Below are 21,955 nucleotides of genomic sequence, written 5' to 3'. Positions count from 1 at the left end.
CTCTTTCAGTTCGCGGCCGGGGCCAGGACGACCAGCGCCGTCCCCGCCTCCACCTGGTCGCCCGGCCTGGCCAGGACCTCCGCCACCACGCCGGTGATCGGCGCGTGCACCCTGGACTCCATCTTCATCGCCTCCAGCGCGAGCAGCGGCTGTCCCGCCGTCACCTCGTCACCCGGCGACACGTTCAACTGCCATACGGACGCGGCGAACTCGGCCTCCACCAGGCGTCCGCCCGCCGGGACCGTCACCTCGGCCGGCGGCGCGGGCGGTGCGGCGGCCGCGTCCGCCCGGGCGAACTCGCCCGCCGCCTCCCACGCGTCCCGTTCCGCGCCGAACGCGGACTGCTGGCGGCGCCTGAAGTCCGCTATGGAGTCCGCGTGTTCGGCGAGGAACTCCTGGTACTCGGCCAGTGAGAAGGTGCCCTCCTCGATGCGCGGCACGAAGCGGCCTGAGGTGATGTCGGCGCGCAGGTCGAGGAGTTCGTCGGCGTCGACCGGGTACCAGCGGATCCGGTCGAAGAACCGCAGCAGCCAGGGCGAGCCCGGCTCGAACGCGCCGCGCTGCTGCCACGGCGACCACACCTGCGTGGTCCGGCCCACGAACTGGTAGCCGCCGGGGCCCTCCATGCCGTAGACGCACAGGTAGGCCCCGCCGATGCCGACCGAGTTCTCGGCCGTCCAGGTGCGCGCCGGGTTGTACTTCGTGGTCACCAGGCGGTGGCGCGGGTCGAGCGGGGTGGCCACGGGGGCGCCCAGATAGACGTCCCCGAGGCCCAGCACCAGGTACTCCGCCTCGAAGACCGTGTCGTAGACGTCCGCCACCGACTCCAGGCCGTTGACGCGGCGGATGAACTCGATGTTCCACGGGCACCAGGGCGCGTCGTCGCGGACCCCCGCCATGTAGCGGGCGATGGCCTCGCGGGTCGCCGGGTCGTCCCAGGACAGCGGGAGATGCACGGTGCGGGAGGGGACGACCAGCTCGTCCGTCGGCGGGAGGGAGCGTGCCAGCTCGCGTACGGCTGCGAGGAGTTCGTGTTGGGGCAGGCGCGCCGGGTCCGTCTGGATCTGGAGGGAGCGGATGCCGGGGGTGAGGTCGGTGACGCCCTCCAGGTCGGCCTGGGCCACCGCCTCCATCAGGGCGTGGACGCGCATCCGCAGGGCCAGGTCCAGCTGCAGGGGTCCGAACTCGACCAGCAGGTTGTCGTCGCCGCTGCGGCGGAACGTGACGTCACCCTCCCGGGCCAGGACGCCGCCGTCGACGATCTCGGGGCGCGGCACGCCGTGCACGTCCACCGGCTGGAAGCGGACCGTGTCGCCGGGGCGCAGCTGGCCGAGCTTCCAGCGCTCGGAGCTGAGCACGGTCGCCGGGCACACGAACCCGCCGAGGGAGGGGCCGTCCGGGCCGAGCAGCACGGGCATGTCGCCGGTGTAGTCGACGGCGCCGACGGAGTAGGGGGTGTCGTGGATGTTGGAGGGGTGCAGGCCCGCCTCGCCGCCGTCGGTGCGCGCCCACCGGGGCTTGGGTCCGACGAGGCGGACACCGGTGCGGGCCGAGTTGAAGTGGACCTTCCAGTCGGCGGCGTAGAACTCGCGGATGTCGTCCTCGGTGAAGAACTCCGGTGCGGCGTGCGGGCCTTCGACGGCGCCCACGTGCCATACGGAGGTGAAGGACGGGAGGTCGGCCACCGGCATCCCCTCGGTGACCGTCCCGCCGTGCAGGACGTCCCCGGTGCGCAGCGCCCGTCCGCCGTGGCCGCCGAACCGGCCCAGGGTGAAGGTGCTCGCGCTGCCCAGGAACGCGGGGACGTCCAGGCCGCCCGCGAACAGGACGTAGGTGCGCAGGCCGTGCTCGGTCGGTGCGCCGATCTCCAGCAGGGCCCCGGCCGGCACGGTCACCGGCTCCCACTGCGCCACCGGCGTGCCGTCGACCGTCACCGGGGCCGGGGCGCCGGTCACGCACACGGTCGTCGGGTGGGTGAACCTCAACGAGGGCCCCTGGAGCGTGCATTCGAGTCCGGGGGTGCCCTCGGGGTTGCCGAGCGCGTGGTTGCCGAGGCGGAAGGAGCGGTCGTCCATCGGGCCGGACGGCGGGACCCCGACCTGCCAGTGGCCGGTGCGGCCGGGCCAGTCCTGCACGGTGGTGAGGGTGCCGCCGGAGACGACCTCGATGCGCGGGGTCGGGTCGCCGATCGTGGCGAGGGTCGCCGTCGAGTGGGCCGCCGCGACGACCCGGGAGTCCGCGAGTGCCGCCCGTACCAGGCCCAGGTTCGTCTCGATGCCGTCGACGCGGGTACGGGCCAGTGCCTCGTCCAGCCGGGCCAGGGCGTGGGCGCGGTCGGAGCCGTACGCGATGACCTTCGCGAGCATCGGATCGTACGAGGTCGTGACCTCGGTGCCGGTCTCCACCCAGCCGTCCACGCGTACCCCGCCCGGGAAGTCGACCCGGGTCAGCAGTCCCGCGCTGGGCCGGTGGTCGCGGCTCGGGTCCTCGGCGTACAGGCGTGCCTCGACGGCGTGCCCGCGCGGCGGTCCCGGGTCGTGTACGACGTCCCGCTCGCCGCGTGCCAGGCGCAGCATCCAGCCGACGAGGTCGACGCCGTAGATCTCCTCGGTGACCGGATGCTCCACCTGCAGGCGGGTGTTGACCTCCAGGAAGTAGGCCTCCTCGCGGGCCGCGTCGTACACGAACTCGACGGTGCCGGCGGAGCGGTAGCCGACGGAGGCGCACAGGTCGCGGGCGGCCCCGGCGAGTTGCCGCCGTACGTGGTCGGGGAGGCCCGGGGCGGGGGCCTCCTCGAGGACCTTCTGGTTGCGGCGCTGGAGGGAGCAGTCGCGGTCGCCGAAGGTGACGACCCTCCCCGTGCCGTCGCCGAAGACCTGGACCTCGACATGGCGGGCGTGCTCCACGAGCCGTTCCAGGAAGACCCCGGCGGAGGAGAAGGAGGCGGCGGCGACGCGCTGGACGCGTTCCCAGGCGTCGGTGAGGTCCTCGGGGGTGTGACAGGCGGACATGCCGATGCCGCCGCCGCCACCCGTGGCCTTGAGCATGACCGGATAGCCGATGACCTGGGCCTTCTCGAGTGCGTCGGCCAGATCCTGCAGCAGTCCGGTGCCCGGTGCCAGGGGCACCCCCGCCGCCTCCGCGGCGGCCCTGGCGGTGTGCTTGGCGCCGAACAGCTCCAGTTGCTCGGGCGTCGGGCCGACGAACACGATCCCGGCGTCGGCGCAGCGGCGGGCGAAGGCCGCGTCCTCCGAGAGGAAGCCGTAGCCGGGGTGGACGGCGCCCGCGCCGGTGTCCTTGGCGGCCTTCAGGACGAGGTCGGCGTCGAGGTACGACTCCTTCGCGGGCGCGGGGCCGAGCCGGACCGCCTCGTCGGCGAGCCGGACGTGGGGCGCCGAGCGGTCGGGGTCGGAGTACACCGCGACCGTGCGCAGGCCCAGTTCGCGGGCGGTGCGGATGATCCGGACGGCTATCTCGCCCCGGTTGGCGATCAGTACGGTGTCGAAGGTCATGCGCCGGCCCCGGTGATCGTCATCTCCACCGCCGTCGGCTCGAAGCCGTTGCAGGGGTTGTTGATCTGGGGGCAGTTGGAGACGAGGACGAGGACGTCCCGTTCGGCGCGCAGGGTCAGGGCGAGACCGGGGGCGGAGAGGCCGTCGACGATGCCGAGGGTGCCGTCCTTCTCGACGGGCACGTTCATGTACCAGTTGATGTTGGAGACGAGGTCGCGTTTGCCGAGGCCGTGCTTCGCGCCCTCGGCGAGGAAGTTGTCCACGCACGCGTGCTGCGACCAGGTGTGGTGGCCGTAGCGCAGGGTGTTGGACTCCTTGGAGCAGGCGCCGCCGACGGTGTCGTGGCGGCCCACGGCGTCGGCGGTCACCGTCATCAGCGGGGTGTGCTCGTTGGACATCAGCACGCTGCCGGTGGTGAGGAAGATGCCGCCCTGGGCGTGGATCGTGTCGGGGGCGCTGTAGCGCACGGACGTGTCGTGGGCGTCGTAGACGAGGAAGTCGACGGCCTGGTTGCCGTGCAGGTCGGTGATGGTGAGCGTGTCGCCCTCGCGGACGACGGCCGACCAGGCGGCGCGTGCCGGAACCACGGTCTTCGTGCTCATGCGAGCCCCCTCGCGGTGAGGAATTCGGCGGTGTTGAGGAAGGCGCGGCGGCCCTCCGGGGTGGCGTCCCACAGCGGGTCGCCCGGCCGGGTGGGTGCCGCGCGCCAGGCGAGGACCTCCAGCGGGGTGCTGACGTAGTCCGGGCGGGGGTCGGCCGGGTGCGGCACGTTGGCGAGCAGGACCGTGACGTCCTGCTCGATGCGCAGGGTGAGGCTCGCGCCGGGGCCGGCCGAGCCGGTGAAGTCGAGGGTGCCGTCGTCGCGGACCTCCACGCCCTGGAAGAACGACAGGGAGGGTGGCAGATCACGGGGTTCCAGGCCGTTCTTGGCGGCCGCCAGCTTGAACAGCTCGCGTCCGGCGGGGGAGGGGCTCTGCGGGGTGCCGTCGCCGTAGCGCTCGGTGTTGCGGACGAGGGTGGAGGTGCCGCAGAGCGCGTCGTGCCGGCCGGAGGTGTCGGCGACGACCGAGGCGAGGACGCGGCCCTGGTCGGAGAGGAGCAGCACGCCCTCGCCGAGGTAGGCGTTCCACTGGACCTTGACCGTGTCGGCGACGTTCAGCCGCTCCCAGGGGCGGCCGTCCACGTGGAGGAGCAGATGGGCGCAGGCGTCGCCGCGCAGGTCGGTCAGGCGCATTTCGGTGCCGCGGGCGAGGACCCGGTGGGTGTAGTTGCCGCCGGCCACGGTCTCGGCCCACACCAGGTGGCCCGCCTCGCAGGGCGGGGCCGGCCAGTCGGTCGCCGGGACGACGGGCATGGTCTCGGCCCGGGTGCCCTCCTGGGCGCGGGCGTGGTCGCGTGCTCCGTACGTGGTCGCTGTCGCCGCCATCGTGGACCTCCGGCTGCCGGGAAGAGATAATTTCTGTCGCTCGACAGAAATTAGGGGCGGGCCGGGTCGCCGGCATTGCCCACGTGTTGCCGCTCGGTTACCGAGCCCTCACGAAGATCGCCGTCCGGCGCGGTGTGCGAGGATCGAACGCATGGGGACGAGCAAGGGGACCGGCGGGCGCCGGGTCGGCAGGCCGCGGGCCGCGCAGCGGCCGGACAGCGGCCTGGAGCCGCGCGCCGAACTGCTGGCCGCCGCTGCCGAGTTGTTCACCGTCAACGGCTATGCCGCCACCACCACCCGGGCCGTCGCCGAGCGGGCCGGTATGCGCCAGGCCTCGATGTACCACTACGTCTCCGGCAAGGAGGAGCTGCTCGCCGAGCTGCTGGAGTCCACCGTCACGCCGTCACTGACGTACGCCCGCGCGCTGCTCGCCGAGGACGGGCGGGCGGCCGAGGAGCGGCTGTGGGAGCTGTGCCGCACCGACGTGGAGCTGCTGTGCGGCGGGCCGCACAACCTCGGCGGGCTCTATCTGCTGCCCGAGGTGCGCACCGAGCGGTTCGCCGGGTTCCATGCGGTGCGCGCCGAACTCAAGGACGCCTACCGGCAGTTGATCGCCGCCACGGCTGTGGGCGGCGCGCTCGCCAAGGGTGGGCTGGATCTGCGGACCGATCTCGTCTTCGGGCTCATCGAGGGCGTCATCCTCGTCCACCGCTCGGACCCCGAGCGGTCCGTCGCGGACTTCGCCCGCGCCACCGCCGACGCGGCGCTGCGCATCACCGGGGCCTGAACACCGCCCGAATCCCGCCTGGGAGTGGCCGGCTCACCCGTCCCGGTGAGCTGTTCCCGTACGCCCGTACGCAATTACTCATTGTGTTCGAGTGATACCTGAGCGTGTAAATGAGGCTGAGGTTACTCCACTCACACGGTCGGTTTCAGGCGGTCGCTGAATATGACACAGCGATGATCCGGTCGGACTAAGCTCGCCCGCGGCGCACCGAGTTGAGGTGTATTCGTGCGTCTGTTCCCAAATGCTCCGAAGATGCCGACAGATCCCTACAGAGGGTGCCCACATGGTGAGTGTTCAGTCCCCACCCGGTCGCCGAGAACTTTCCTTCGCACGACTGCTGTTGCTGCCGGCGATACTGATGGCCGCGGCGACCGGAGCCGCCGTCGCCCTGGTGGCGGGGCAGGCCCGGCTCGCCGTCGGCGTCTGCGGAGCCGTCGCCACCCTTCTGGTGACCGCGGCGGGGGCCGACGCACGGCGTCGCGGCCGCCGGCTGCTGGAACTGCGCGCGGCATCGGACCAGCGCATCGCCTACCTGGAACGGCGCCTCGCCCTCCAGCAGGAGGAGAACCGGCACATCGCCAAGGAGATGATCCCCCTCGCCGTGGAGTGGTTGCGCGGTGGGAATTCCCCCGAGGAGGTGATGCACCACCTCGGGCAACGTGAACCGTTCTTCCGTGACATCGGCGACGGGCAGCGCGCCCTCGTCAAGAAGTTCCTGGACGCCCTCGACTACGAGCACGCCCTGCGCGACTCCGTCCAGCGCGCCTTCGTCAACGTCGCACGCCGCGTCCAGGCGATCGTCCACCAGCAGTCCGCGGAACTGCGGGAGATGGAGGAGGACCACGGCCGCAACCCCGAGGTCTTCGACGACCTGCTGCGCATCGACCACGGCACCTCCATGATCGGCCGCCTCGCCGACTCCATCGGCGTCATCGGCGGCGGCCGCCCCGGACGCAGCTGGCCCAAGCCGGTCCCGCTGTACAGCGTGCTGCGCGGCGGAATGTCCCGGATCCTGGAGTACCCCCGCATTCAGCTGAACTCCATCGCCAAGGTCAACATCCGCGGTATCTCCGTCGAGCCGCTCATCCACGCCATCGCCGAACTCCTCGACAACGCCACCCGGTTCTCGCCCCCGCAGTCCAAGGTGCACGTCAACGCCGTGGAGGTGCAGACCGGCGTCGCCATCGAGATCGAGGACGCCGGCGTCAGCCTCAGCGAGGAGGGCCGCGCCAAGACCGAGAAGATGCTCGACGACGCCATGCGCGGCGTCACCATGCAGGACCTCGGCGGCGCCCCGCGCCTCGGCCTGGCGGTCGTCGGCCGGCTGTGCACCTCCTTCAACCTGAAGGTGTCGCTGCGCACCTCGGCGTACGGCGGCGTCCGCGCCGTCCTCATCGTGCCCCGCGAGATGATCACCTCCGACCCGGCACCCGGCTACGCCCACGGCATCGGCGCCACCTCCGCGCAGATCGACCTCAGCAACCTCGAAGGCCCCAAGCGCCCGCCCAAGAGGCGCCGGCCCACCAACCCGAAGATCCCGGCCAACGTCTCCCTCGAGGACGACGTGCCCGTGGTCACCGAGTGGACCGACAAGGGCCTGCCGCAGCGCCGCAGCAAGTCGACGATCCCGATCAGCCAGCGCTACCGGGAGGCGTACGCCGCCCAGGAGGCGGCCGAGCGTGCCGAACGCGAGGGCAAGCCGGACCCGTTCGCCCAGGCCGCCCGGCCCGAGCCCCAGCCCAAGAAGAAGAAGCAGGAGCCCGGCGTGGGGCTCGAGGCCTTCTGGGAGGGCCTGAAGAAGATCGCCCCGCCCGGTGTCCACCCCACCGACTTCACCCGCAATCCCACCGCATACCTGCACCTGATCGAAGACAAGCCCAAGCCCGGGGCCGACGACGAAGGGGACCTCACGTGATCCAGCAGCGCCAGAACTTCGACTGGGTGCTCAAGGAGCTCTACGACGGCGTACCGGGCATCGAGATGATCGTCGTGCTCTCGGCCGACGGCCTGCGCATCGCCCGCTACGCCGGCGAACCCGACGCCGCCGACCGGGTCTCCGCCGCCTGCGCGGGCATGCAGAGCCTGGCCACCGCCATCGCCCAGGAGATGGAGTGCGTCGAGGGCGACATGAACCTCATCATGATCGAGCTGGAGGGCGGCTACTTCTACATGATGTCCGCCGGCGCCAACGCCTATCTCGCGGTCCTCTCCGACGTGTGCTGCGAACCGGGCCGGATGAGCGGCTCGATGCGCGACCTCGTGGTCCGCATCGGCGCGCATCTGACCAGCCCGCCCCGCCGCAACGGGCAGACCGTATGACGCCTCCGCAACGCCGGCGGCGACACCCCCTGCCGCCCCCGCCACCGGAACCGACCCCGCCCCCCGAGCCCCAGGAGGAGGGGGAGAAGCAGCCCGAGCGGCTCTACACCCTCACGGGGCCCGACGGGGAACGGGCTCCACTGGACCTGGTGACCTTAATCGTGGCGTGTGCCGAACCGCCTTCGTCCGCCACCCCGGAACAGATCGTGGTGCTCCGCATGTGCGCCGCGCCGCTGTCGGTGGCCGAGGTGTCGGCCTACCTCGGCCTGCCGTTCAGCGTGGTGACGGTGCTGCTCACCGAGATGCTGGCGGCCGAGCTGGTCCAGGCACGCGCCCCGATCGTCCGGCAGAAGCTCCCCGACCGTTCCCTGCTCGAAGCGGTGATGCATGGACTTCAAAGGCTCTGACACGGTCCCCGGCCCACGGGTCGAGGACCAGCTCCCGCAGACCACCACGGCCGCGGCGAAGATCGTCATCGTGGGCGGCTTCGGCGTCGGCAAGACGACCATGGTCGGCTCCGTCAGCGAGATCAAACCGCTGACCACCGAGGAGACCATGACCCAGGCCGGCATCGGGGTCGACGACGACTACGGCTCCGAGACCAAGACCGCCACCACCGTGGCCATGGACTTCGGGCGCATCCGCATCACCGACAAGGTGGTGCTCTATCTCTTCGGCACGCCCGGCCAGGAGCGCTTCTGGTTCCTGTGGAACGGCCTCTTCGAGGGCGCGCTGGGCGCGGTGGTCCTGGTCGACACCCGCCGCCTGGAGGTCAGCTTCGAGGTCATGGGCCGGCTGGAGGAGGGCAACGTGCCCTTCATCGTCGCCGTCAACACCTTCCCCGACGGGCCTCGTTACCCCATCGAGGACCTGCGGGCCGCCCTCGACCTGGCCCCCGAGGTGCCGATCGTGGAGTGCGACGCACGCCGCCGCGCCTCGAGCCGCGACGTCCTGATGACCCTGATGCGCTTCCTGCACGCCCTGTCGCTCAGCGGCAGCCTCACCTGAACCACCCCCGCCACCCGTACGTCCGCACCACCCCGCCGCCACCCGCACCCGGCACATTTCCCGACACCGGATCCCCCTCAGTTTCGGAGCGACCCCCTGTGACGCCTGAACACCCCACCACCGGACCGCACGATCTCGCCCTGGACCCGCCGCCCGGCTGCCCCGCCCACGGCCTCGGCCTCGGTCCCGGCGGCCTCCAACGGCTCTACGGCCCCGGCGCCGAGGACCTGGGCGCGTTGTACGAACAACTCCGCGAGCAGTACGGCCCCGTGGCCCCCGTCCTGCTCCCCGACGACCTGCCGATGTGGATGGTCCTCGGTCACGCCGAGAACCTGCAGATGCTGCGGACGCCCTCGACCTTCACCAAGGACACCCGCGTCTGGGCGCCGCAGCGGGACGGCAAGGTCAGGCCCGACCACCCGCTCATGCCGCACATCGCCTGGCAGCCCATCTGCGCGCACGCGGAGGGCGAGGAGCACAAGCGGCTGCGGAGCGCGGTCACCTCGGCCATGAAGACCCTCGACGAGCGCAGTGTGCGCCGGTACATCTACCGAGCCACCCAGACCCTGGTCAACCGCTTCTGCGAGGGGGGCCGGGCCGACCTGGTGAGCCAGTTCTCCGAGCACCTCCCCATGGCGGTGATGTGCCAGCTCCTGGGCATGCCCGACGAGTACAACGACCGGATGGTCGCCGCCGCCCGGGACGCGCTGAAGGGCACCGAGACCGCCGTCGTCAGCCACGAGTACGTCGTGAGCGCACTGAGCCGGCTCACCACGCGCCGCCGCGCCGAGCCCGCCGACGACTTCACCAGCCACCTCATCGCCGACCCGGCCGGACTGACCGACGACGAGGTCCGCGAACACCTGCGCCTGGTGCTCTTCGCCGCCTACGAGGCCACGGTCAACCTCCTGTCCAACGTGCTGCGCACGGTCCTCACGGATCCACGCTTCATCGCCCGGCTCAACGGCGGCGAGATGACGGTGCCGGAGGCGGTCGAGCAGTCGCTCTGGGACGAGCCGCCGTTCAGCACGATCTTCGGCTACTTCGCCAAGCAGGACACCGAGCTGGGCGGCCAGCGCATCCGCGCGGGCGACGGGCTCTTCTTCGCGCCCGCCCCCGGCAACGTCGACCCCCGGGTGCGCCCCGACCTCTCCGCCCACATGCGGGGCAACCGCTCCCACCTCGCCTTCGGCAGCGGTCCGCACGAGTGCCCCGGCCAGGACATCGGCCGTGCCATCGCCGACGTCGGAGTCGACGCGCTGCTGTCGCGGCTGCCGGACATCCAGCTCGAATGCGACGAGGAAGAGCTGCGCTGGACCACGTCGATCGCCTCCCGGCACCTGGTGGCGCTGCCGGTGCACTTCGAGCCGAAGCCGCAGCAGGACATCAAGCTCAACCCGACGCACGCGCCCGTCCCGCCGCAGCGCTCCTTCCGCCCGCTGCACATCGACCCGAAGCCCGCACCCGCCGCCGCCGAGCCGGTGACGGCCCTCCGGCCCGAGCCCGTCGCCCCCCAGCCCCTGCGCCGCCCGAACGCCTGGCGACGGTTCCTGGCCTGGTGGCGGGGGTACTGAGCCCGGTCGTACCCGGCCCGGCGGTCCCGACCCGGCCCGGCGGCCGCTACCCGGCCCAACGGGCGTACGACGCCCAGGCCTCCAGCACCCGGCCGCTGCGCAGGCGGTGTTCCGTCCCCGTGATCGGGTCGGTGAACTCCAGCTCCCGTGCCAGCAGTTGCAGCGGGCGCCGGAAGTCGCCGGCCGGCACGGGGGCGGTCACCTCCGGGTAGAGGGGATCGCCGAGGATCGGCACACCCAACGCGGTCATGTGGACCCGTAGTTGATGGGTCTGCCCGGTGTGGGGGACCAGCCGGTAGCGGGCCAGCCCGTCCGCCCGGTGTTCCACCGGCTCGATGTCGCTGACCGCGTTGGGCTCGCCCGGCACCTCGCGGGCGGTCAGCGTGCCGCGCTCCTTCACGATCCGGCTGCGCACGGTCACCGGCCACGCGCGCGCCGGATCGTGGGGGGCGACGGCCTCGTACACCTTGCGCACCCGCCGGTCGCGGAACAGCGTCTGGTAGGCGCCGCGTTCCTCGGGCCGGACCGTGAACAGCACCAGCCCGGCGGTCAGCCGGTCCAGGCGGTGCGCGGCGCCGAGCGCGGGAATGTCCAGCTCCCGCCGCAGCCGGGCCAGCGCGGTCTCGGTGACATGGCTGCCGCGCGGGGTCGTGGCCAGGAAGTGCGGCTTGTCCACGACGACGATGTGCTCGTCGCGGTGCACGACCTCCAGCGGGAACGGCACCGGCACCTCGGCGGGCAGCTCCCGGTGGAACCACACGAACATCCCCGGCACGTACGGGGCGTCCGGCGCCACCGCCGTCCCGTCGGCGCCGACCACGAGCCCGGCCCGCAGCATCCCGTCGACGACCCCGGCGCCCGCCCCGCTGAGCCGCTCCACCAGGTGCTCCCGCACGGTGGCCCAGTCCCCCTCGCCCGGCAGCCGCACCCGCACCGGGTCCACCCCGTCGCGCTGCGGCAGGGGGGAGGGCGGGGGAGGGGTGCGGCGTCTCATCGGGGTCCAGGTTACGGGGGCAGGGGTGGCGGAGCCCGGGGCCGGAAAATCCGTTGGCCGGGGCAGGTCGACTTGGCAAGATCGCAGCATGCCCTTCACCGCCGACTCCGTGCTGCCCGCCGGAACGCTGTCCGAGATCCCGCAGCCCGTCCTCGCCACCGGAGACGGACTGGTCCTGCGCCCGTGGCGGGCCGAGGACGCCCCCGTCGTGCACGCCGTCTTCCAGGATCCGCTGATGCACCAGTGGCACATCAGGTCCGCCGACTCCCTGGAGGAGGTCGCCGGCTGGATCGAGGAGTGGCAGAAGGCCTGGAGCGGTGAGCGCAACGCCCAGTGGGCCGTGGTCGACGCGGACACCGACCGGGTGCTGGGGCGGGTGGCACTGCGCGAGATCCTGCTGAGCGAGGGGCAGGCCGAGATGGCGTACTGGACCGCCCCTCAGGCCCGCGGCGGCGGCATAGCGGCCCGCGCCACGACGGCGCTCGCCCGCTGGGCCCTCGACGAGATCGGCTTCCACCGCCTGGAGCTGATGCACGCCACCGCCAACGAGGCCTCCTGCCGCGTCGCCGCCAAGGCCGGCTTCACCCTGGAGGGCACCAAGCGCAGCGCCGTCCTGCACCAGGACGGCTGGCACGACATGCATCTGCACGCGCGCGTACAGGGCGACTGAGCCGGTCGCCCTCCACACGCGCGTGCGGCCGTACGCCCCTCAGAGCGCCGTGGCGGTCCGGGCGCGGTACGTCCGGAAGGCCACGCCCGCCGCGAGGGTCGCGGCGAGGAAGAGCACGGTGAACCACTGGAAGTACCAGTGCCCGCCGGCCGGGTCGTACACCGCCGCCCGCGGCCAGGCCAGGTTGACGGTCATGAGGAGGCCGTAGAGGAGGGCGAGGGCGTTGACGGGGACACCCCAGCGGCCCAGGGAGAACAGCGGGGCGCCGGTCTCGTCCGTGCCGGACGACGGCGTGCCGGAGGTGTCGAACCCGCCGCGCAGCCGGCGGACCAGGAGCGGGCCGGTGACCATCGCGTAGGCCAGGTACAGCATCACGATGCAGGTGGTGCCGATGGCCAGGAAGGCGTCCGGCGAGGCGAAGTTGAGCAGCAGCAGGGCCGCCGCGAGGACGCCGACGACCAGGGCGGGGGCGCTCGGCATGCCGGTGCGGGGGTTCACGCGCGCGAGGCGGGCGGAGAAGGGGAGTTGTCCGTCGCGGGCCATGGAGAACAGCATCCGGCAGGCCGCCGTCTGGATGGCGAGCGTGGCCACCGCGATCGCGACCACCACGTCCGCGAGCAGCACCTTGCCGACGCCGTCGCCGAGGCTGCTGGTGAGGACGTAGGAGAGCCCGTCGACGCCGAGGTGTCCGTCGGTGAGGCTGGGCGCGGCGAGCAGTCCGCCGAGCACGATCAGTCCGCCGAGCAGACCGGCCGCGCCGAGCGCGGTGAGGATCGTGCGGGGCGCCGTACGGCGGGGGTGGTGGGTCTCCTCGCTCATCTCGCCCGCGCTGTCGAAGCCGATCATCACGTAGGCGGCGGTGAACGAGCCGACCGCGAGCGCCCCGAAGAGGCCGGACTGGGCGGCGCCGGTGGTGTGGAAGGTGATGCCGGGGGTGCGCTCGGAGTGGGTGAGCAGCAGGACGACGATGAGGACGGCGCCGATGATCTCGGCGGTCACACCGACCCGGTTGATCACGGACATCACGCGGTTGTCGACGACGTTCACCAGGGTCGTGAGCACCAGCAGGACCACGCCGAGCAGTGCCGCGTTGGCCGCGCCGTCGGGGGACACCGGCGAGGGGTCGGTGCCGATCAGCTGGAAGCCCGACCAGATCGCCGGCAGCACCATCTGCAGCGCCAGCGCGGCCGCCGCGACCACCACGATCTGCCCGATCACCATGATCCAGCCGGCGAACCAGCCGAACGACGGCGTCGACAGCCGCGAGGACCACTGGTAGATCGCGCCCGAGATCGGGTAGCGCGCGGCCAGTTCCGCGAAGCACGCGGCCACCAGCAACTGTCCGATCAGCACGATCGGCCAGGCCCAGAAGAAGACGGGGCCGCCGAAGGCGTACCCGAAGGCGAAGAACTGGAAGACGGTCGTCAGAACGGAGATGAAGGAGAACCCGGCGGCGAACGAGGCGTACCGGCCGAGGCTGCGGTGCAGTTCCTGGCGGTAGCCGAACTCGGCGAGGGAGCCGTCGTCGGCGGGGGAGTGCGGGGGGTCGGGACGTACGTCGGCGGGAGAGGTGGTCGTCACGGCGGCACCTGCCTTGGGCGCGAATTCCTGTCGGGCGACAGAAATTAGGGACGACCTGTTTCCGGGACGTCACGCCGCCGTGTCCGTGGCGGGCCCAAGTCCTCACGTTCCCCCGCCGGGAGGACCGCGTGGCGGGGGCTGCGCCCGCGCAGTGCCCGCCACGGGGCTATCCGACCGGGGTCGCGCCCTCCTGCTCCGCCTCCACGTGCGCGTTCCAGTCCCGCTTCGAGGCCTGCCAGCCGTCCTCGTTGTGGCCGAGGCGCCAGTAGCCGGAGATCGACAGGTCCTCGCGGGGGATCTGGCGTTCGACGCGGAGCAGTCCGCGCAGTTCCTTCACCGCCGCGGCCTCGCCGTGCACGAAGGCGTGCAGCCGGCCCGCGGGGAACTCCAGCGCGCGGACGGCCTCGACGAGCCTCTCGCCGACGGGCCTCTCGCCGCGGTGCAGCCAGGTGACCTCCACGTCGGAGTCGATCTTCTGCTCCTCCGCCGGGCCGGCGACCTCGATGAAGGCGTGCGCCACGGCGCCGGAGGGCAGCGACTCCAGCGCGGCCGCGATCGCGGGCAGGGCGCTCTCGTCACCGGCGAGCAGATGCCAGTCGGCGTCGGTGTCGGGGGTGTAGGCGCCTCCGGGCCCCATGAAGCGGACGGTCTCGCCGGGCTGGACGCGTGCCGCCCACGGCCCGGCCAGGCCCTCGTCGCCGTGGATCACGAAGTCCAGGGTCAGTTCCCGGTGTTCGGGGTCCCAGCCGCGCACGGTGTACGTCCGGGTCACGGGCCACTGCTCGCGCGGGAACTCGGCACGGATGCGCTCCAGGTCGAAGGGCTCCGGGTAGGTCACGCCCTCGGGTCCGAAGAGCAGCTTCACGTAGTGGTCCGTGCAGGTGCCCGCCGAGAACTCGGCCAGGCCCTCGCCGCCGAGCACCACGCGCTGCATGTGCGGGGTCAGCCGTTCGGTGCGGACGACCTGCGCGGAGTGGGGCTTCCGCGGCTTCCGTGCCGGACGTTCTGCCATGACGGCCTCCCATGTTCTATGGTTAGGTTTACCTAAGTTAGCATCTCTTCCCCCGGTGATGCCCCTGCTTCGAGAGGTTGTTTCACCCCTCTTGTCGAGGATGGCTCTCCGCCATCGTGAATGTCATTCCGTACCGCGAGAACATTGGTTACGCGCCGGGCGCGTACGGCCTCACGCGCCGGTCGCCCCGGACGCGCCCAGGGTGAGCAGCAGCCGCTGCAGCGATCCGCCGAGACCCCAGCGCTCCGACAGTCCCTCCAGTGTCGCCCCGTCGCGCGGCGTACGGGGCAAAGACGTGTCCATGTCGGGCAGTGGTACGTCGGCGGCGACCTTGACCACCTTCGGCGCGACGGCGACGTACGGCCGCGCCTCGTCCAGCCGCTTGCGCTGCGAAGGGGTGAGCTTCGCCTTCGGGTCGTCGACCGCCGCCATGATCCCGGCCAGGTCGCCGAACTCGGCCAGCAGCTTGGCCGCCGTCTTCTCCCCGATGCCCGGCACGCCCGGCAGTCCGTCGCTCGGGTCGCCGCGCAGCAGCGCCAGATCCGCGTACCCGCGCCCGTCGACACCGTACTTCTCGCGCAGCCATGCCTCGTCGGTCGTCTGCAGCGTGCCCACGCCCTTGAGCGGGTACAGCACCCGCACCCCGCGCGCGTCGTCCACCAGCTGGTACAGGTCGCGGTCGCCGGTGACGATGTCGACCGGGCCCTTCGCCCGCGCCGTGAACGTGCCGATCACGTCGTCCGCCTCGTATCCGGCGACGCCCACCCGCGCGATGCCGAGTGCGTCCAGCACGGCCTCGATGACCGGCACCTGCGGCGAGAGGGTGTCCGGCACCTCCTCCTCGTCCGGGCCCACCGGGCGCTCCTCGGCGACGCGGTGCGCCTTGTAGGAGGGGATCAGGTCGACCCGCCACTTCGGGCGCCAGTCGGCGTCCATGCAGGCCACCAGCTCGTCGGGCCGGTGGTCCTTGACCAGGCGGTCGATGAAGTCGAGCAGTCCGCGCACGGCGTTCACCGGCGTGCCGTCCGGGGCCCTCACGGAGTCCGGGACGCCGAAGTAGGCGCGGAAATAGAGCGAGGCGGTGTCGAGGAGCATCAGTCGTCCGGTCACGCCTCGCATCATGCCGCACGGGTGCCCGGGTGACCGGCGGGTATTCACTCCCGTGGCAGGCGTGAACGTCTCTGGCGCGTCCTGTGAACTGAACCACTTGCGCGTTTGTGCGTACCGGCCGAGGGCAGGCGCGGCCTCGGAGCGGCGCAAGGTTGCGCATTCAACCGTTTGCTTTGCATCAGCATTCGCTGAACGCCGCTCCGGTCCCTGTCCCCGAACGAGTAGGTACGTGTGTCAGCCAGGCTTGAGGCCGAACATCTCTTCAAGGTGTTCGGCGGACGACAGAACGAGGCGATCGAACGGCTCCGCCAGGGAGCCTCACGGGAGGAACTGCGCGCCGACGGCACCACCGCCGCCGTCATCGACGCCTCCTTCGGCGTGGACCCCGGCCAGATCTTCGTCGTCATGGGGCTGTCCGGCTCGGGGAAGTCCACCTTGCTGCGGATGCTCAACGGGCTCCTGGAGCCCACCGCCGGGCGCGTCCTGTTCGACGGCCAGGACCTCACCGCCCTCACCGGCCGCGCCCTGCGCGAGGTCCGCGCCCGGAAGATCAGCATGGTCTTCCAGCACTTCGCGCTCTTCCCGCACCGCAGCGTGCTCGACAACGCCGCCTACGGCCTCGCCGTCCAGGGCGTCCCCCGCGCCGAGCGCGCGGAACGCGCCGCCGAGGCGCTCGGGCTCTGCGGCCTGGCCGGCTGGGAGAAGTCCTGGCCGGACGAGCTGTCCGGCGGCATGCAGCAGCGCGTGGGCCTGGCCCGCGCCCTCGCCACCGACGCCGACCTGCTCCTCATGGACGAGTCCTTCAGCGCGCTGGACCCGCTGATCCGCCGTGACATGCAGGATCAGCTGCTCACCCTCCAGCAGACGCTGAAGAAGACCATCGTCTTCATCACCCACGACCTCAACGAGGCCATGCGCCTGGGCGACGGCATCGCCGTCATGCGCGACGGTCGCATCGTGCAGACCGGCACGGCCGAGGACATCCTGCTGCGCCCCGAGAACGACTACGTGGCCTCCTTCATCCAGGACGTCGACCGCTCCCGGGTGCTGACCGCCTCCGCCGTCATGGACCACCACGTCCGCGGCGACGAGGCCGACTGCGGCTGCGAGACCGCCACCCCCGACACCCCGTTCACCGCGCTGTGCGCGCTCAGCGCCCGCCTGACCCACCCCGTGGCCGTCCTCGACGGCAGGCGCGAGCTCGTAGGGGTCGTCCCGAGGCAGCGCCTCGTCGGCGTCCTCGGCGACGCCCAGGGCGAGACCGCCCGCGAGACCGCGTCCTGCGACCACGAAGGGAAGGTGACCGCCCGTGCCTAGGCTCCACCTCGGCGACTGGGTCGACTCCGGCGTCGACTGGCTCGTCACCCACCTGTCCTGGCTCTTCGACGCCGTCAAGACGGTCGTCGAGGGCATGTACGACGGCATCGACGCCGTCTTCACCGCCCCCGAGCCGCTGCTCCTCGCCGGCATCCTCGCGGTGCTCGCCTGGTGGCTGCGCGGCCTGGTCGCGGGCGTCCTCGCGTTCGCCGGATTCGCGCTCATCGACTCCCTCGGCCTGTGGGACGAGGCGATGTCGACGCTGTCCCTGGTGCTTGTGGCGACGGTCGTCGCGCTGGCGGTCTCGCTCCCGCTGGGCATCTGGGCCGCCCGCTCCAAGGCGGTCAGCGCGGCCGTCCGGCCCGTCCTGGACCTGCTCCAGACCATGCCGTCGATGGTCCTGCTGATCCCGGCGATCCTGTTCTTCGGCATGGGCGTGCCCGCGGGCGTCGTGGCCACCCTGATCTTCGCGCTCGCGCCCGGCGTCCGCATGACCGAGCTGGGCATCCGTCAGGTCGACGCCGAACTCGTCGAGGCGGCCGAGGCGTTCGGCACCCCGCCCCGCGACACCCTGCTGCGGGTCCAGCTGCCGCTCGCCCTGCCGACCATCATGGCGGGCGTCAACCAGGTCATCATGCTGGGCCTGTCGATGGTCGTCATCGCCGGCATGGTCGGCACCGGCGGTCTCGGCGGCGCCGTCAACGAGGCCATCGGACAGCTCGACATCGGCCTCGGCTTCGAGGCGGGCCTCGGCATCGTCGTCCTCGCCATCTACCTGGACCGCATGACCGGCGCCCTCGGCACCCGCCTCTCCCCGCTGGGCCGCCGCGCCGCCGCCAAGGCCCGGACGACCGTGTGGGCGCACCGCCCGCGCCCGGCCGTCGCCGTGGCCGGCGTGTCCGTCCTCGCCCTGGTGGCCGGCGGCCTGGGCGTCTTCGGCACGTCCCCCGGCAGCGCCGAGGCCTCCGCCACGAACGTCGGCAAGGGCCGGGAGATCAGCATCGGCTACATCCCCTGGGACGAGGGCATCGCCTCCACCTACCTGTGGAAGGAACTCCTGGAGGAACGCGGCTTCGAGGTGAAGACCACCCAGTACGCCGCCGGCCCCCTCTACACCGGCCTCGCCACCGGCCAGATCGACTTCCAGACCGACTCCTGGCTGCCCACCACCCACGCCGAGTACTGGAAGAAGTACGGCGACCGGCTCGACGATCTCGGTCAGTGGTACGGCCCCACCTCCCTGGAGCTCTCCGTCCCCGCGTACATGAAGGACGTGAATTCCCTGGCCGACCTGAAGGGCCACGCCGCCGAGTTCGGCGGGAGGATCACCGGCATCGAGCCCAGCGCCGGAATGATGGGTCTGCTCAAGGACAAGGTCCTCAAGGCGTACGGACTCGACGGCGACTACCGGGTCGTCGACGGCTCCACGCCCGCGATGCTCGCCGAACTCGAGCGGGCCTACGCCAGGAAGCAGCCGATCGCCGTCACCCTCTGGTCGCCCCACTGGGCCTACAGCACCTACAAGCTCAAGAAGCTGAAGGACCCCCAGGGCGCGTGGGGCAAGGGCGACGGCGTGCACACCCTCGCCCGGGAGGACTTCGCCGCCGACCAGCCCGAGGTCGGCGCCTGGCTGAAGGACTTCACCATGACGGAGGAGCAGCTCACGGGCCTGGAGGCGCAGATCCAGAAGGCCGGCAAGGGCAAGGAGCAGGACGCGGTCCGTACCTGGCTGAAGGACCACCCCGATCTGGTCGACCGATGGGTACCGGTGGCCGGCGTGGGGGAGAAGAGCCGGGCGGCCGGGTGACCTGACAGCCCCGTCACCGCCTGTCGAGGGGCGGGCACCGACGTACGACGCGACGCGTACGGCGGGGCCCGCCCCTCGTGCCTGCCCTCACCACGGCAGGAACGTTCCGCCGCCACAGCAAGGATCCGGCCAACTACCCACAGCTATCCACGGGCCCGGGGTGAGGTGCTTGCGAAGTCGGGGACGAGCGGGAACAGTCGCGGCCGTTCGAGCATTGAACCGAAAAAGCAGAGCGTGAGAGAGTGCCCGGCAACCTCGGCGGCCCGTTCCGCTGGCGCGATCTGTGGGGTGGTGCGTCACCCGGTGTGTCCTCGATGTGACGGGCACATGAAACGGTTTGCCGAACATGCGTAGGGTGCAGAGAACTCTTCAGAACACCCACGGTCTCGACGAGCGAAGGAGGGAGCCGGAGCGATGGGCGACCACAAAGAACAGCCCCTGCGCGTGGGCGCGGCCGTGCGGCGGCGACGCCGGTCCCTGGACCTCACGCTCGCCGTCGTGGCCGAGCGCAGCGGCCTGTCGGTCCCGTTCCTGAGCCAGATCGAGAACGACCGCGCACGGCCCAGCACCAGCTCCCTGGAGAAGCTCGCCGACGCCCTGCGCACCACGGCCGTCGAACTCCTCGCCGCCGCCGACCCGGCGTGCAGCGTCGACGTCGTACGCGCCGAGGACACCGAGTCGCCGGGACCCGAGCCGCGCTCCCGCTCTCTGGTGCGCGGTCACCACCAGATGCATGCCACGGAGTTCACCGGCGACCACGAGGCCGGCCGTGAATTCCAGTACCGCAACGACCAGTTGATGTACGTGGCCGACGGCGCCGTGGAGATCGAGGCCGAGGGCCGCGCCTACCGTCTGGGCCGCGGCGACACCCTCTACCTCACCGGCGGGGTCCGCCACCGCTGGCGGGCGACCGTCCCGGACACCCGGGTGGTCGTCGTCGCCGTCGCGGAGCACATCGAGGCGGTCCGGAACCGGAAGCGCTAGCGCCGGTGCGGGTCGTCTCCCTGGTGCCCTCCCTCACGGAGGCCGTGGCCGTGTCCCTGCCCGGCGCGCTCGTCGGCGCCACCGACTGGTGCAGCCATCCGGCGGACCTCGCCGTCACCCGGATCGGCGGCACCAAGAACCCTGCCGTGGAACGCGTCGTCGCCCTCGCCCCCGACCTGGTGATCGCCAACGAGGAGGAGAACCGCGAGCCGGACCTCTCCGCCCTGCGGGCCGCGGGTATCGAGGTGCTGGTCACGGAGGTACGGGACGTCCCGCAGGCCTTCCGTGAGCTGGCCCGGGTGCTGACGGCGTGCGGGGCGCGCTCCCGGCCGCGCTGGCTGGACGAGGCGGAGGAGGCGTGGGCCGCGCCGAAGCCGCCCGACGACCGCAGGACGGCCGTCGTACCGATCTGGCGCCGTCCCTGGATGGTGCTGGGCCGGGACACCTTCGCCGGGGACGTGCTGACCCGCCTCGGCGTCGACCACCTGTACGCGGGCCACGAGGAGCGCTACCCGAAAGTCCCCCTCGACGAGCTGCGGGCGGCCGCCCCCGACCTCGTCGTCCTGCCCGACGAGCCCTACCGCTTCACCCCCGACGACGGCCCGGAGGCCTTCCCCGGGCTGCCCTGCGCGTTCGTCAGCGGACGGCACCTGACGTGGTACGGCCCGTCGCTCGCCGAAGCACCACGGGCGCTGGGCGAGGCCCTGCGAGCAGCGCACCGCTGACCACCCCGCGGACGGTGTGCGCGGCGACGACGGTCCAGGCCGCCACGAGGACGACGTACAGCACGACGGCGAGCACGTCGAACGCGACCAGCCCGGTGTGCCGGGCCAGGCCGGCCACACCGGTCACACAGGTGCCGACCGGGAACGTGAACGCCCACCACGACATCGCGAACCCCATCCCCTGCCGGCGGGCGCGCACCACATGGGCGGTGGCCAGGCACAGCCACAGCAGCGCGAACCCCATGACCGGGACGCCGTACAGCACGGAGAGCACCGCGAACCCCCGGCCGTCCGGGCCGGGCACGACCCCGGGCGCGACCTCCGCGAACTTCCCGACGGCGGTGGTGGACTGGCCGAGCGGGCCCAGGACGAGGAAGAGGGTCGGGGCGAGCGCGAGCGGCAGCGGACCGCCGGTCACCAGCCGCCCGAACACGACCGGCAGCATGACGAGCGTGGCGAGCAGACTCAGCCCGAACAGCGCGAGGCACGCGAGCAGCAGGGTCTGCCGGGGCTGACCGGGCGGCAGATGCGGCACGAGCAGCGGCCCCGAGGCGGCCGACACCATGGGCGCGACGAGCGGCAGCAGCCACACCGGCGACGCCTGCCCGGGGCCCGCCCCATGGCGTACGGCCATCAGGTACGGCACTCCGACGGCGGCCGCGAGCGCCACGACCGTACCGGCGCCGAACAGCACGGCGTCGAGAGCGACCGCGGCACCGGTGCCGATCCAGTCCCGTCCGACCGTCAGGGCACCGGCGCCGACGGCGAGCAGCGCCATCGCGAGGCAGCCGTAGAAGGGGGCCGTCGCCGGGTCCAGGAGGTGGGCGCGGGCCCGGTCGGGGTGGTGGCGCCAGTGCAGGGCGCGCGCGGCCAGCAGGGCCAGCAGAAGGGCGAGGGACAGCGCCCACAGGGTGGCGCAGGCCGGCCGCAGCCCGGGGGGACGGACGGGGAGGGAGGCTCCCGCCGTGCCCACCATCGCCGTGCCCATGACCGTGACGTACCAGTTCGGTCCGAGGTGGCGGACGGCGGTGTGCAGGGGCGGCGGGGCGACGGTGACCATGATCTCCACGGTCGTGGGCCGGTGACCCCGCGACCAGGGACGACGTCTCTATGAGGACATAAACTGGCC

The 21,955-nt window shown here is 72.1% G+C and carries 19 protein-coding genes; 11 read left to right on the top strand and 8 right to left on the bottom strand.

Features of this window, described 5'->3' with window-relative positions; translation table 11 throughout:
- Positions 1-5 precede the first annotated feature (5 nt).
- Genes ACIRF9_RS23320 through ACIRF9_RS23310 form a run of 3 tightly spaced genes read right to left on the bottom strand, consistent with a single transcriptional unit; the run spans position 6 to position 4,938 of the window.
- Complete coding sequence (locus tag ACIRF9_RS23320; protein WP_403825332.1) at positions 6-3,512, bottom strand: 5-oxoprolinase/urea amidolyase family protein; 3,507 nt, start codon at positions 3,510-3,512, stop codon at positions 6-8.
- Entirely contained in the window at positions 3,509-4,114 is a 606-nt protein-coding gene (locus tag ACIRF9_RS23315) for an urea amidolyase associated protein UAAP2 (protein ID WP_403825329.1), read from the bottom strand. The genes ACIRF9_RS23320 and ACIRF9_RS23315 overlap by 4 nt, the downstream gene beginning before the upstream one ends.
- Positions 4,111-4,938, bottom strand: coding sequence for an urea amidolyase associated protein UAAP1 (locus tag ACIRF9_RS23310; protein WP_403825326.1), 828 nt, complete (start codon positions 4,936-4,938; stop codon positions 4,111-4,113). Before ACIRF9_RS23310 ends, ACIRF9_RS23315 begins: the two co-directional genes overlap by 4 nt.
- A 151-nt stretch (positions 4,939-5,089) precedes the next feature.
- Between ACIRF9_RS23310 and ACIRF9_RS23305 the strand changes: the two genes are divergently transcribed.
- From ACIRF9_RS23305 to ACIRF9_RS23280, 6 genes are all read left to right on the top strand, one after another.
- Entirely contained in the window at positions 5,090-5,725 is a 636-nt protein-coding gene (locus ACIRF9_RS23305) for a TetR/AcrR family transcriptional regulator (protein ID WP_403825323.1), read from the top strand.
- A 283-nt stretch (positions 5,726-6,008) separates the two neighbouring features.
- On the top strand, positions 6,009-7,640 hold the full coding sequence (locus tag ACIRF9_RS23300) for an ATP-binding protein (RefSeq protein ID WP_403825320.1): 1,632 nt from the start codon (positions 6,009-6,011) through the stop codon (positions 7,638-7,640).
- Entirely contained in the window at positions 7,637-8,044 is a 408-nt protein-coding gene (locus tag ACIRF9_RS23295) for a roadblock/LC7 domain-containing protein (protein ID WP_403825317.1), read from the top strand. The genes ACIRF9_RS23300 and ACIRF9_RS23295 overlap by 4 nt, the downstream gene beginning before the upstream one ends.
- Entirely contained in the window at positions 8,041-8,451 is a 411-nt protein-coding gene (locus ACIRF9_RS23290; RefSeq protein ID WP_403825314.1) for a DUF742 domain-containing protein, read from the top strand. Before ACIRF9_RS23295 ends, ACIRF9_RS23290 begins: the two co-directional genes overlap by 4 nt.
- Positions 8,432-9,052 (top strand): GTP-binding protein, encoded by a 621-nt coding sequence (locus ACIRF9_RS23285; RefSeq protein WP_403825311.1) that lies wholly within the window; start codon positions 8,432-8,434, stop codon positions 9,050-9,052. Before ACIRF9_RS23290 ends, ACIRF9_RS23285 begins: the two co-directional genes overlap by 20 nt.
- A 98-nt stretch (positions 9,053-9,150) precedes the next feature.
- Positions 9,151-10,626: a cytochrome P450 gene (locus ACIRF9_RS23280; RefSeq protein ID WP_403825308.1), complete on the top strand. Its 1,476-nt coding sequence runs from the start codon at positions 9,151-9,153 to the stop codon at positions 10,624-10,626.
- Between the two features lie 46 nt (positions 10,627-10,672).
- Here ACIRF9_RS23280 and ACIRF9_RS23275 read toward each other — a convergent pair whose 3' ends face one another.
- A complete protein-coding gene (locus ACIRF9_RS23275; protein WP_403825305.1) occupies positions 10,673-11,620 on the bottom strand; it encodes an RluA family pseudouridine synthase in 948 nt (315 codons plus the stop codon).
- 88 nt (positions 11,621-11,708) lie between these two features.
- Between ACIRF9_RS23275 and ACIRF9_RS23270 the strand changes: the two genes are divergently transcribed.
- The gene (locus ACIRF9_RS23270; protein ID WP_403825302.1) at positions 11,709-12,290 is read left to right on the top strand and encodes a GNAT family N-acetyltransferase; all 582 of its coding nucleotides are present in this window, start codon (positions 11,709-11,711) and stop codon (positions 12,288-12,290) included.
- A gap of 39 nt (positions 12,291-12,329) precedes the next feature.
- On the opposite strand, the gene ACIRF9_RS23265 is transcribed toward ACIRF9_RS23270, so the two are convergent.
- The 3 genes from ACIRF9_RS23265 to ACIRF9_RS23255 form a co-directional block, all read right to left on the bottom strand.
- Complete coding sequence (locus ACIRF9_RS23265; protein WP_403825299.1) at positions 12,330-13,871, bottom strand: amino acid permease; 1,542 nt, start codon at positions 13,869-13,871, stop codon at positions 12,330-12,332.
- Between the two features lie 166 nt (positions 13,872-14,037).
- Entirely contained in the window at positions 14,038-14,883 is an 846-nt protein-coding gene (locus ACIRF9_RS23260; RefSeq protein WP_403825296.1) for a siderophore-interacting protein, read from the bottom strand.
- A 171-nt stretch (positions 14,884-15,054) separates the two neighbouring features.
- Positions 15,055-16,002 carry a 5'-3' exonuclease H3TH domain-containing protein gene (locus ACIRF9_RS23255; RefSeq protein ID WP_403825523.1) on the bottom strand — a complete coding sequence of 316 codons (948 nt, stop codon included), beginning with the start codon at positions 16,000-16,002 and terminating at the stop codon, positions 15,055-15,057.
- A gap of 222 nt (positions 16,003-16,224) precedes the next feature.
- On the opposite strand from ACIRF9_RS23255, the gene ACIRF9_RS23250 reads away from it, so the two are divergent.
- The 4 genes from ACIRF9_RS23250 to ACIRF9_RS23235 all read left to right on the top strand — a co-directional run bounded on the left by ACIRF9_RS23250 (position 16,225) and on the right by ACIRF9_RS23235 (position 20,826).
- On the top strand, positions 16,225-17,310 hold the full coding sequence (locus tag ACIRF9_RS23250) for a glycine betaine/L-proline ABC transporter ATP-binding protein (RefSeq protein ID WP_403825293.1): 1,086 nt from the start codon (positions 16,225-16,227) through the stop codon (positions 17,308-17,310).
- On the top strand, positions 17,303-19,117 hold the full coding sequence (locus tag ACIRF9_RS23245) for an ABC transporter permease/substrate binding protein (protein WP_403825290.1): 1,815 nt from the start codon (positions 17,303-17,305) through the stop codon (positions 19,115-19,117). The genes ACIRF9_RS23250 and ACIRF9_RS23245 overlap by 8 nt, the downstream gene beginning before the upstream one ends.
- 414 nt (positions 19,118-19,531) lie before the next feature.
- The gene (locus ACIRF9_RS23240) at positions 19,532-20,101 is read left to right on the top strand and encodes a helix-turn-helix domain-containing protein (protein WP_403825287.1); all 570 of its coding nucleotides are present in this window, start codon (positions 19,532-19,534) and stop codon (positions 20,099-20,101) included.
- Positions 20,102-20,106: 5 nt separating this feature from the next.
- Positions 20,107-20,826: a helical backbone metal receptor gene (locus tag ACIRF9_RS23235; RefSeq protein ID WP_403825284.1), complete on the top strand. Its 720-nt coding sequence runs from the start codon at positions 20,107-20,109 to the stop codon at positions 20,824-20,826.
- Here ACIRF9_RS23235 and ACIRF9_RS23230 read toward each other — a convergent pair.
- Positions 20,738-21,886 (bottom strand): TDT family transporter, encoded by a 1,149-nt coding sequence (locus tag ACIRF9_RS23230; protein ID WP_403825281.1) that lies wholly within the window; start codon positions 21,884-21,886, stop codon positions 20,738-20,740. The two genes, ACIRF9_RS23235 and ACIRF9_RS23230, sit on opposite strands and share 89 nt — an antisense overlap.
- Positions 21,887-21,955: the final 69 nt, after the last annotated feature.

Origin of the sequence: Streptomyces sp. NPDC096132, from assembly GCF_044763345.1 — a bacterium.
In the GTDB taxonomy this organism is placed as follows: Bacteria; Actinomycetota; Actinomycetes; order Streptomycetales; family Streptomycetaceae; genus Streptomyces.
The sequence above is the reverse complement of the archived record's forward strand: the minus strand, read 5'-3'. Positions and strand labels throughout refer to the sequence as shown.